Source organism: Psychromonas ossibalaenae ATCC BAA-1528 (assembly GCF_000381745.1).
GTDB classification, from domain to species: Bacteria; Pseudomonadota; Gammaproteobacteria; order Enterobacterales; family Psychromonadaceae; genus Psychromonas; species Psychromonas ossibalaenae.
In genome coordinates, this window is sequence record NZ_KB907014.1 from 26,850 (window position 1) to 38,924 (window position 12,075).

Here is a 12,075-nt window from a genome sequence, read left to right on the forward strand (position 1 = left end):
ATTGAAACATTTTACCTTTAGATGGTTGAAACGTCTTTACGCACTCGTTGCTTTTAAACTGTTTCTGATCGCATTGTGTTTAACTTTATTACGCATTTTCCTAGTCAGTATTGGTGATTATAAGGAAGATGCCGCGCTCTGGCTGGCCAAAGAATACAATATCAATTTAGCGGTTGAAGATGTCTCCGCTGGTATTGATTTCGACGGTATGGTTTTAACACTTAATAGTATTGAGCTGCTGGATTCCGCTGATCTTCCTTTTGTATTAAGAGTGGATCATCTTTTCCTGCACCTTAATTTATGGGATTCCATTACAGAAAGCTCTCTAGTGTTTAATCGAATTTCGCTGCAGGGCGCGCAGTTAACGGTTAAACCCGGTCTCGAGAGTACACCTAAGTCAGAGCAGTCTCTGGTTACGCTTGATTCACTGAAAAAAATATTTCTGCAGCAGCTGAATAAATTTTCTATTAAAGACAGTGAGGTTAAGTTTAAAGATCATCTCGGTAATGATAAAAGCATTGTTATAGAGACTTTACGCTGGCTGAATAAAGGTGACCTGCATCAGGGGGTTGGAGTCGCTTCTCTTCCGCATAGTTTGGGGGATAATTCTTTAGAGTTTGTTGTAGATCTGCGTCCGGACAATAATAGTAAAGATAAAGAGTTTTTCGGTCAGCTTTATGTTGATGCGAATAACCTGAATATTACAGACTATCTGATAGACAGGGTTAATGTCGATGCGCGCATTGCAAAGGCTGTTTTAGGTTTTGAAGCCTGGGCTGATTTTTCTCTAGGGAAATCCAGCCATTTTAATAAAATTCAGGTGGCGCTGCAGGATAGTCAGTTGTCCTGGTCGCAGTCAAAGCACTTTAATGACTGGCAGTTAAACAGCGGTTCGCTGCAGTTAACTAATGACGGACAAACCTGGTTACTGGACAGTTATGACCTTGATATTGAGCGCAACCAGAAGAAATGGCAGGGCCTTAGTATTAACGGCTATGGTACAACAGAGAGTGCCTACCTTGATTTCAGCAGTCTGCATTTGGCTGATCTGCTGCCCTTTTATCTTTTAGGAAGTGATTTAAGCGCCGAGCAGACTGCTTTTTTAAGTGCATTTGATATGGATGCGCAGATAAATGATTTGAGTCTTTTAAAAAATAAAGATAATACGCTGAATTATCGAACCAGCTTAAAGGCATTTAAAAATAGACCGCAGGACGGCATACCCGGGCTGAGTAATGCGCATATTGAACTTTCCGGCGGCGTTTCTCAAGGTGAGCTTACTGTTAAGCTGCCGAAACAAAAAATTTACTTTGACGGACAATTTAGTCGTCCGATGCCGGTAAAATCAGGTTTGCTGGATCTGCGCTGGATGCAGACAGATACAGGTTTTAAATTATATAGTGAGCAGAGTTCATTAAAAACTGAAGACCTTGAGACAACAACGCAGTTCTCTCTGCTTTTCCCCAAGAAAGAAGCAAAAAATCAAAGCCCGTTTTTGAGCCTGTACAGTTATGCCTCCCTTAACGATGCGGGAAAAGCACAACATTATTATCCTATCAAAGCTATGGGCGATGATGTTTTTAACTATCTTCAACCGACGCTCAAAAAAGGTCAGGTAAAAGGGGCAAAAATCCTCTGGTACGGGGCTTTTTCTGACTATCCGTACCAGCAGTATAATGGTGTTTTTCAAGCCTGGGTACCGGTACGGAAAGCACAGTATGACTTTTACGGGCAATGGCAGGGATTAACCGATTTAGATTTAGATCTGTTCTTTGAAAATGACCGGCTAACGATGCAGGCGAAGCGTGCTTCTTTAGGAAAAATAAGTGTACAGAAACTTGATGCTGAAATTGATCATCTTAACCCTGACGGTATTTTAACTATTAATGCAGATATTAGTGATGATGCACAACAGATCAGTGATTATTTAAAAAGTTCTCCGCTTAAGGACAGTGTTGGTAACGCTCTTAATATCATTGAAGTGCAGAATGAACTGAGCGGAAAACTGCACCTAAGCATTCCTTTTAACCGTGAAACTTTGTCCGAGCAGACAGTTGGAGAGATCACCTTAGCGGATAATGATATCAATCTGCATTTAACAGATGATCTGACCATGCCCCTGAAAAAGGTAAACGGGAAGTTTAGTTTTATTAACGGAGATTTGACTGCTCAAGCATTAACTGCGCAGCTGTTTGAACAGCCGCTAGATTTTTCTTTTACTAGTAAAGAAAAAGATGAAACTTATCAGGTTAATGCAGATATTGCCGGTTTATGGCAGTTAGCGCCGTTAAGTGATTATCATACACTGCTGAAACCTGCGCAATTATCGGGCAGCTTAGACTGGAACGGTCGTGTTGATTTTGAATATAGTTTTTCCGGCGGATATGAATTTGATGTCGCACTGAATTCGACTGCTCAAGGCATGATAAGCGGCCTTCCTGCTCCGTTTAATAAAAATGCACTGCAGTCCTGGCCGACCGAACTACAGATTTCTGGTGATGATTTCAATACTAAAATCAATGCAAAAATAAAAGACAAACTGGCGGTTGCAGGAGCGATGGATTTTCATGGAGAGCGTCCAACTATTCCCTATGCCGCAGTGAATATCGGTGGTGATGTTTTATCATCTGTAGAGACAAACCAGCATATTGTGGAGGTTAATTTAGATACGCTAGATATAACCCCCTGGTATGAGCAATGGCTTGAGTTAAATGAACAGGGGAGTTTGGCGCCTGATCAAGAAACCGCCACTGTGTTTGTCCTCGATGAAGTAAAGATTGATATCAGGCAGGCGCAGCTGTTTGAGCAGCCTTTATCCGGGCTGAAAATAACCGCGCTTAACGATAAAGAAAAATGGTCTGCTGACATTTATTCTAATAATTTACAGGCCACGGCTGACTATCGTTTCGGGGTGCCGGTACGTGTGGATCTGGATATTAAAAAAATTAATTTTCAGGAACTGGATTTGTCTAAGTTTAATGCGGATAAAAAATCTGTTGCGATGAAAAAACAATATCAAAGCAGTAATCTGATGAATGACTACCCGGAGGTTTTTGCTGAATGTGCAGAGTGTATTGTTGGCGATATTGATTTGTCTCCTCTAAATATGCATATTTTTCCAAGCAAAAAACGCCTTAATATTGATTATATAAAGATCGGCAGTGAAAATGAGTTTACCAGCATCTCGGGAATCTGGGACCAGCGTCGTACCAATGTGCTTATTGACAGTATTGCAGATCAGCATAACAGCCCCATTAAACGACTTGGTTATGCTAACCCGATGGTATATCAGAAAGCTGAATTTAACGGTGCATTTAACTGGATCGGCGCACCCTGGGAGTTCAATGTTGACTCCTTAAACGGCGCTTTTGCCGCTGAGCTTAAAGACGGTGCAATTACCGAGGTAAGTGATAAAGGCGCCAGGTTATTAAGTATTTTCAGCCTTGATGGTATTCGCCGTAGTCTTAACCTGGAGTTTGACAATGTTTTTTCCAAAGGTTTCAGCTTTGATGAGTTTACACTCTCAGGTAATATTACTGACGGCATTGTGGAAAATGATGATTTTAATTTAAACGGGTCTGCGGGAAGAATAACCGGTGAAGGTCTGATTGATCTGCCCAACTTTGATACTAACTATAAAATCAGTTATAGCCCTGCCGTTACATCCAGCTTACCGGTATTAACAGCTTTTGCTATTAATCCGTTAACCGGCGCTGCTGTGCTGATGCTGTCTAAGTTATTTGAACCGGTAGTTGAAACAGTGATACGCGTTGACTTTTCTGTCAAAGGGCCTGTTGATAACCCTAAAGTAGAGATGCTTTCCAGCCAGAAAGCGAAAGTTAAGCTGCAGGATAGTGAAGTACTTGAAGAGATGAATAAATATCAGCCGCAAAACGGCCCGCTGGTTCCTTAATGGCATTTAACTTATGCGCAGTGCAGATGCTCAGCGACGCTGTACCAGAGCACAATCTACAGTCGTTAATCAGGCTGTTAGCCGAGCACAGTCCTGAACCTGGAGAGCTGGTCTTGATACCTGAAAATGCGCTCTGCTTTTCTGATAAAGAAACCTATTTGGCGTTAGCCGAAAATTTAGGTGAGGGCTATTATCAGACTCGGCTTGCTGAATTAGCGGCGCAGTACCAGTGTTATTTAGTCTGCGGCAGTTTCCCAATAAAAAGTACTCAGGAAAATAAAATTTACAGCACCTGTCTGGTTTTTTCACCGCAGGGCCTGTTAATAAATTTTTATCATAAAATGCATCTTTTTGATGCGTTAGTTGCGGATAAAAAAGGCTTATATAAAGAGTCGGATACATTTACAGCCGGGCAGGAGATAAAGTTATTTGATTATCATTACGCCGGCAGCTCGCTTAAAGTCGGGCTGGCTATCTGTTACGACCTGCGTTTTCCCGCATTATTTCAAACATTACGTGAACAAGGGGCTTCGGTGATACTTCTGCCGGCAGCTTTTACCCAGGTTACCGGTGATGCGCACTGGCTGCCTTTATTACAGGCACGTGCAATTGAAAATCAGTGTTATATTGTAGCCGCCAATCAGGGGGGGGTACATGCTTGTGGTCGTGAAACCTACGGGCATTCCATGATCATCTCTCCCTGGGGAGAGGTTCATAAAGAGTTACAATATGGTGAGGGCAGTATTAAGTGTGAATTTAATCAGCAGCTGCTGAATAAAGTTCGCCAAAAAATGCCCTTAGTAAACCATAACCGTTTTAGCAGTTCATTTCGTCGGAAATGAAATATCCGTTTTAAAAGTTTAAAGGAAATATAAATGTCTTTCGATCAAGTCTGTGAACGATTTTTAGCCCCAGCTCAGCTGCAGCTTAGTGATTTAGAGTCCCAACTCGCTTCAATTTATACCGGTCAGATTGATTATGCAGACTTTTATTTTCAGGCAAGCCGTAATGAGTTCTGGCTGCTGGAAGACGGTATTGTTAAAGACGGTAGTTATAATATCGAAAAAGGGGTGGGTATCCGCGCCGTTTCCGGAGAAAAAACCGGATTTGCTTATTCGGATCAGATATCTGCACAGGCAATCAAAGATGCGTCTAATGCAGCTAAAAGTATTGCTAAAAGCGGTCAGGAAAAACAGATCAAACTGATATTACCAGAGCAGAGTAAACTTGTTTACGGTGAGTCTGATCCCCTGCTGAGCTTATCGCGTGATAAAAAAATCGAACTTCTAAAACAGGTGGATATTTTTACTCGTGCACTGGAGCCTATGGTCTGCGAAGTCAGTGTTTCATTAAATGCAGTTTATGAAGAGATATTAGTGGCTGCCAGTGACGGTACGTTAGCTGCCGATATTCGTCCACTGGTACGTTTCAGCTGCTCGGTTTTAATTGAAAAACAGGGCAGACGAGAGCGCGGCAGTGCCGGCGGCGGCGGACGTTTTGATCTAGATTACTTTACTGATACCGCAGAGGGAGAAGCAAAGGCATTTTCCTATGCTCGTCAAGCAGTACAACAAGCAGTGATTAATATCGATGCTGTTGATGCACCCGCAGGAACAATGCCGGTGATTGTCGGTGCCGGCTGGCCAGGAGTTTTATTACATGAAGCAGTAGGGCACGGTTTAGAAGGGGACTTTAACCGTAAAGGTTCATCTGCCTATTCTGGGCGTATTGGTGAGCAGGTAGCCTCTAAGCACTGTACTGTTATTGATGACGGGTCGATAAAAGATCGCCGCGGTTCGCTTAATATTGATGATGAGGGCACACCCGGTCAGCGTAATGTGTTAATCGAAAACGGTATTTTAAAAGGTTATATGCAGGATAAATTAAACGCACGTTTAACGGGGGGTGCTCCGACGGGTAACGGGCGCCGTGAATCCTATGCGCATTTACCGCTGCCGCGTATGACTAATACCTTTATGCTTAACGGTGAATACGAGCATGAAGAGCTGATCAGTAGTGTTAAGAAAGGTATTTATGCGCCAAACTTCGGCGGTGGTCAGGTTGATATTACCTCGGGTAAATTTGTTTTCTCTGCCTCAGAAGCCTACTTAATCGAAGATGGTAAAGTAACTGCTCCTATTAAAGGAGCAACATTAATCGGTAACGGCTTTGATGCTATGCAGCAGATTTCTATGGTGGCTAATAATATGAAGCTGGATCCGGGGGTTGGAGTCTGTGGTAAAGAAGGGCAGAGTGTACCCGTCGGTGTAGGTCAGCCGTCACTGAAAATCGATCAGTTGACTGTTGGTGGTACTAACTAAGCGAGATTCCCGAAATATCATATCTATAACAGCCTGACACTTAACGAGTGAACAGGCTGTTTAAAGCACTGCTTTATCTCCCCCCCTGCGCTTGAAATACTCCCTCTTTGAACTAAGGTTGAGAGAGAAATTATTGTAATTTAACAGGAATGTTCTATTAATCACAGTTGCTGATTAATTGTGTCTTTTACCGCTGTTTCTGACTGTCAAAAGGAGTTTTAGATGAGTCATCGAATAAGCATACTTTGGATCATTCTGTTGATTACCTTTGTCGTCTCTTCTCTCGCTTATGCGACTAAGACAAAAACAATACGCATCGCAACGCTTGATTGGGAACCCTATATCAGTCAGCAGCTCAGTGATGAGGGCTTTATGGCTGAAATTACGCGTGAAGCATTTCGGCGGGAAGGTTATAAGGTTGAATATGTTTATTTACCCTGGAAACGCGCGGTAACTCAGACTGAATATGGTGAATTTGACGGTTATTTTCCGTCATACTGGTCAAAACAGAGAGAGGATAAGTCGTTATTTACCGACAGTATAATCAGCGGGCCGGTTGTTTTGTTTAAAGTTAAGGGAAGCAGTATTACCTATAAAGAGCTGAGCGATTTAAAACCTTACCGGATCGGTGTGGTGAGAGGTTTTGTTAATACGCCGGAATTTGATGCTGCAGACTACCTGCGTAAAGAGCAGGTAACAACAGATCTTGTTAATATCAAAAAGCTTCTCGCTGAACGGGTTGATCTGATCGTTGCCGATAAATTTGTAGGTTTTTACCTGCTTAATAAATACCTGCCGCACATGTTCGGACAGATAGAATCAATTTCCCCTCCGCTGCAGGATAAGAAGATGTATCTGTGTATATCTAAAAAATCTGATAATGCAGCCGTGAAAGTAGAAGCCTTTAATAAAGGCCTGAAAGAGATGCATAAGGATGGAACATTCGATAAAATTTTACAAAAGCATGGTTTTTAAGGCTGTATTTTAGCTCACCGGCAGGCTTAATCGTCTTTATTAGTATTTCTAGTTCAATTTTCTGCGCTATAGATGTCCGCATAACTAAATAGTATTTAATAATCCCCTATTCTAGTTAACACTCACAGATATCAACTTTTCATATTTAAAATTATTTCATGGTCCTATATTTAAAAGCGACATAGATTTATTACATCTCCCTTTATTAGCTTACTCCGTCATGTTAAGTCAAAATAAAGTTGCAATAGATGACTTTTAATTGATATTTTAACTCTTATTTCCTTATATAATCCGCGTCTTTTGTGCTGATTAAATAGTAAAATATAAAGGACTATATTGTGAAATTTACGATGAAGACAAAGCTGATTATCACCTTGTGCGTACCGCTGTTATTAATCGGAGGGTTCTTTATTACCTACCTGATAAATACGGAAAGCGCAGTGCTTGAAGCTGAAGAAAGTAACGTAAGAACTAAGTTTGCCGAAGTACTTAATAACAATCTGCACGGCCAGGTTGATACGGTAACCCGCTCTATATCTGATTTTTATGAGCAGTCTAAACTGCAGAATATTAAGCATGATTTAGAAATTGAAATGTCTACTTTCAGAGCAACAATTGAAAAAATTTACAAAAACAGCAGTTCAGACAGCGAAGCTGCAGTTAATATTTATGCTTTTCTGAATCACCACCGCTGGAATAACGGACGCTATTTTTTCGCTTATAATGCAACTACTTGGGTGAGTCCGGCTTACGGTAGTAATTTAAATAATGTCGGCTTAAATGGTTATGACAAAAAAGGTGCTAACGGCAGGTACTTTGTTCGGGATGTTGTAAAAGCGGCTAAAAACAATGATATCGGCTTTAGTGAATATTCATTTTTAAACCCGACAACCCAAAAAATAGAAGATAAGATCACAGCTTCATTTTATTTTAAACCACTGGATCTGGTTGTTGCCAGCGGCGAATATATCAGTACGCTAAAGCAGAGCAAAATAGATGCCGCATTACAGTCAATAACCGTTGCTAAGTACGGCGATAACGGCTATTTCTGGGTGCAGGATAAAAACGGCGTCATTCTTGCGCATCCTAAAGCGGAAATTGTCGGCACAATAGGTTCGACCACCGCCAGTATTGCCGCTGAAATAGGAAGCAAAGCAGAAGCTGTTGTTGAAACTGTCTATGAAAATCCGGCCACCGGAATGCCTGAGAAAAAAATGAATTATGCCCGGCATATATTTCCAGAATGGGGCTGGACAATTGTAACTGGTGCTTACGAGAGTGATATTATTACTGTACAGGAAGGGTTGACCCAGGTTACTAAAGATATTTTTAAGCAGAAAGTGGCTTCAATGATAACTTTTTCACTAGTGCTGTTGGTACTCTTTTTTGCTATAGCTATCTGGGTGGTAAGCGCTATTGTCAGCGGCTTAGTGGTATTGAAAGAGCGTATTGATGCTTTATCAAGCGGAGAGGCTGATTTAACCTCACGTATTGATATTGTCTCTAATGATGAGCTGGGCGATATTGGTCAGTCTGTTAATACTTTTATTATTTATCTGCAGTCGATGGTTCGTGATATTTCACAAGCCTCTGTACATATCACCGAAGGTATTACGCAGCTGAATATTCAGTCGGAGCAGAACAATAGAGCATTAATGGCTCATGCAGCTGAAACTGAGCAGGTTGTCAGCGCGATTACCGAGATGAGTGCAACTTCTGAAACTGTTGCACAGGGCGCTTCTGAAACGGCGACCAATACGCAGAAAGCCAACGACGAAGCGTTATTATCAAAAGAGACAGTACTTGAAGCATCCAACAGTGTCATTGCTCTGGTGGATGAAGTTGAGTCTGCATCATCAAGCATTAATACCATGAATGAAAACACCCAGCAGATTATCAGTGTATTAAGTGTGATCGGTTCAATTGCTGAACAGACTAACCTGTTAGCGCTGAATGCAGCTATTGAAGCTGCCCGTGCTGGAGAGCAGGGCAGAGGCTTTGCCGTGGTCGCTGATGAAGTTCGTTCACTGGCTGCGCGTACTCAAACCAGTACAGCGGAAATTAATACCATACTGAATACATTACGGCAGGACGCTGCCAGCGCCGTTGGTGCTATGGATATTACTAAAGCAAGCTGTGAACGTACGGCTGAAAATACGGAACGGGTGACAGGAAGTTTAGATGCTATGACTAACTTTATTGTTGAAATCAATGACCTTAGTACGCAGATTGCCACTGCATCTGAAGAGCAAAGCTCGGTAAGTGAAGAAGTAAGCCGTAATATGAGTAATATTCATGAAATGGTGCAGGAGCTGACCGTAAATGCTCAGGCGGCTGCCGATAGTACTCAGAATCTCGCTACAGCGAATTCACAGTTAAACGCCTTAGTGAGTAAGTTCAAATTATAATATGCGCTATAAAACAACGTGGTGACGGACTTATCAGTATCTGCTGATAATTATAAGACTGGAAACAGATTAAGTTCAAACAGGAAAGTGTCCGGCACTTTCCTGTTTTTTTATCTGCTTTACAAGCAAACAGGTTTTAAATAGGCAAACAGCTCTTTAGCCGCTTTGGCCGGTTTCTCTGTTTTTAACTCTTTATTCGCCTGACGTACTAACTGACGTAATTTCTGACGCTCAAGAGTTGGATAGTTTTCTAACAGCTCATTGATTTTTGGGTCACCCTGAGCAATCAGCTCATCACGTAATAGTTCTAAATTCTGTGTCGCACGGGTTAACTGCTGATGTTTATTATTCAGTTTATCAAGAACTGTTGTGATGGCATCAATATCTTCGTTACGTAAGACTTTGCCGATATACTGAATCTGACGGCGCAGGGCTTCATGTTTGCCGGAAATTTTATGCGCAACCTCGATACCGTGAAAAAGCAGTTCACTGCCGGGAATCTGTGCTAATTGTTTTTTGTTTAACTCAAGTAACTGGCGGCCGATTAGTTTCAGCGCTTCTGCTTCGCGTTTAATCTGAGATTTACTGATCTCGTCTTCTTCAAACACTTCTTCAACTTTTTTATTCATAGGGTAATTTTCTATTATGATTAACGGGAAATAATTAATCACATTATAACATCATCAGAGGAAGCTTGTCTTAAAGCATGTTATTCTTTGCTCTTCAATTAAATTCTTATGTAAGTGGTGTATTAATCATGATCGAACAGAAGCAACAACTCGAAGATGCTGTTAATGAAGCGTTAGCAATTGCAAAACAGTTAGGTGCCGACCAGGCGGAAGTTGCATTAGGCAAAACATCGGGTATTTCTGTTAATACACGTTTAGGTGAAGTTGAGAATATCGAATTTAATCATGATGGTGCAATGGGCATCAGTGTTTATGTCAATCATTGTAAAGGCAGCGCCTCTACAGCAGATTTGAGTATTGAGGCAATAAAATCCAGTGTTAAGGCTGCTGTTGATATTGCTAAATATACCAGCAATGATCCCTATGCCGGTTTGTTAGAAATGGACAGCTTAGAGAATAATCCGTTAGATTTAGATCTTTATCATCCGAGTACTCACAGCACGACCGAATTACTGGAAATTGCCAAGCAGTGTGAAGATATTGCTCTGTCTAGTGATGAGCGCATTGTTAACTCTGACGGCGCGGGTTTTAACAGCCATTCAAGTGTTAAGGTATACGGTAACAGTCATGGATTTCTACACAGTTATGCCAGCAGTCACCATAGTTTAAGCTGTATGCTGATCGGTCAGTATGAGGACGATATGCAGCGTGACTACAGTTATACAAGTGCACGTGATATCAATGATATGTTCACCCCGGAATGGGTTGCTGAGCAGGCAGTAAAACGTACTGTTGAGCGTTTAGGCGCGCAAAAAATTAAAACTCAGGAAAGTCCGGTGATTTTTGCACCTGAGGTTGCCAGTGGTTTATTCGGGCATCTAGTCGGCGCTATCAGCGGCAGCAGTATTTATAAGAAATCTACTTTCCTGCTGGATCGTTTAGATACACAGATATTCCCTGAATGGATGCGGATTTCAGAGAAACCGCATCTGCATAAAGGCATTGCAAGTTCACCTTATGACCAGGAAGGTGGTAAAACATTTACGCGCAATATTATTGAAGACGGTGTGCTGCAGACTTATCTGTTGACCGGATATGCTGCGCGTAAATTAAATATGACTAGTACCGGACATGCCGGCGGTATCCATAACTGGTTTGTAAAAGATAACGGTTTGGATTTATCGGGGCTGTTTAAAGAGATGGGAACCGGGCTGTTTGTTACTGAATTAATGGGGCAGGGGGTGAATATAGTAACCGGTGATTATTCTCGCGGTGCTTCAGGTTTCTGGATTGAAAACGGTCTGATCGCTTATCCTGTCCATGAAATTACCATTGCCGGTAACCTTAAAGATATGTTTATGGGTATTGAGGCAGTGGCTTCTGACATTGATCCGCGCAGCAGTCTGAAAACAGGCTCCATTTTGATTAATAAAATGAAAATTGCCGGCGCTTAGCTCTGAATCTGTATTTTCAAATAAAAAAGCCTGCTTTCTGCTAATGCCGATCAGTTAAGAAAAATCTATTGATTTTTAACTGAATAAGATCAAAATCCGATGTTCACAAAACATCGGATTTTTTTATGCAACTATCAACAGCACTTTCCCAGGTATCACTTAATCACTTCACTGAATTTACTGGCCTTAACGAGCTATTAGCACCTGAGTTAGTTACTGATGCACTATCTCAAACTGGCGTGGCTACGATAAGAAAACGTAAGCTCCCTATGGAACAAATGGTTTGGGCTGTTATTGGCATGGCATTATTTCGCAAGTACTCAATGCGCCAACTGGTTAATCAACTTGATATTATCCTTCCAAACGGTACGCCTT

The 12,075-nt window shown here is 41.6% G+C and carries 8 protein-coding genes; 7 read left to right on the top strand and 1 reads right to left on the bottom strand.

The window, feature by feature from the left end; translation table 11 throughout:
• Position 1: 1 nt before the first annotated feature.
• The 5 genes from G327_RS0118540 (at position 2) to G327_RS0118560 (ending at position 9,617) form a co-directional block, all read left to right on the top strand.
• Positions 2-3,913, top strand: a complete 3,912-nt coding sequence (locus tag G327_RS0118540; RefSeq protein WP_019616306.1) for a YhdP family protein — start codon at positions 2-4, stop codon at positions 3,911-3,913.
• Positions 3,913-4,755 carry a carbon-nitrogen hydrolase family protein gene (locus G327_RS0118545; protein ID WP_019616307.1) on the top strand — a complete coding sequence of 281 codons (843 nt, stop codon included), beginning with the start codon at positions 3,913-3,915 and terminating at the stop codon, positions 4,753-4,755. The genes G327_RS0118540 and G327_RS0118545 overlap by 1 nt, the downstream gene beginning before the upstream one ends.
• A 33-nt stretch (positions 4,756-4,788) precedes the next feature.
• The gene (gene tldD, locus G327_RS0118550; RefSeq protein ID WP_019616308.1) at positions 4,789-6,234 is read left to right on the top strand and encodes a metalloprotease TldD; all 1,446 of its coding nucleotides are present in this window, start codon (positions 4,789-4,791) and stop codon (positions 6,232-6,234) included.
• 222 nt (positions 6,235-6,456) lie between these two features.
• Positions 6,457-7,209, top strand: coding sequence for a substrate-binding periplasmic protein (locus G327_RS0118555; RefSeq protein WP_019616309.1), 753 nt, complete (start codon positions 6,457-6,459; stop codon positions 7,207-7,209).
• Positions 7,210-7,547: 338 nt separating this feature from the next.
• Entirely contained in the window at positions 7,548-9,617 is a 2,070-nt protein-coding gene (locus tag G327_RS0118560) for a methyl-accepting chemotaxis protein (RefSeq protein ID WP_019616310.1), read from the top strand.
• Between the two features lie 119 nt (positions 9,618-9,736).
• Here the strand turns inward: G327_RS0118560 and yjgA are convergent, their stop codons facing one another.
• Positions 9,737-10,246: a ribosome biogenesis factor YjgA gene (gene yjgA, locus G327_RS0118565; RefSeq protein ID WP_019616311.1), complete on the bottom strand. Its 510-nt coding sequence runs from the start codon at positions 10,244-10,246 to the stop codon at positions 9,737-9,739.
• A gap of 128 nt (positions 10,247-10,374) precedes the next feature.
• Here yjgA and pmbA point away from each other — a divergent pair, with 128 nt between their 5' ends.
• Both pmbA and G327_RS0118575 read left to right on the top strand, forming a co-directional pair.
• Positions 10,375-11,700 carry a metalloprotease PmbA gene (gene pmbA, locus G327_RS0118570; protein WP_026339437.1) on the top strand — a complete coding sequence of 442 codons (1,326 nt, stop codon included), beginning with the start codon at positions 10,375-10,377 and terminating at the stop codon, positions 11,698-11,700.
• Positions 11,701-11,825: 125 nt separating this feature from the next.
• The coding region (locus G327_RS0118575) for a transposase domain-containing protein (RefSeq protein WP_019616313.1) at positions 11,826-12,075 on the top strand (250 nt) is incomplete at its 3' end.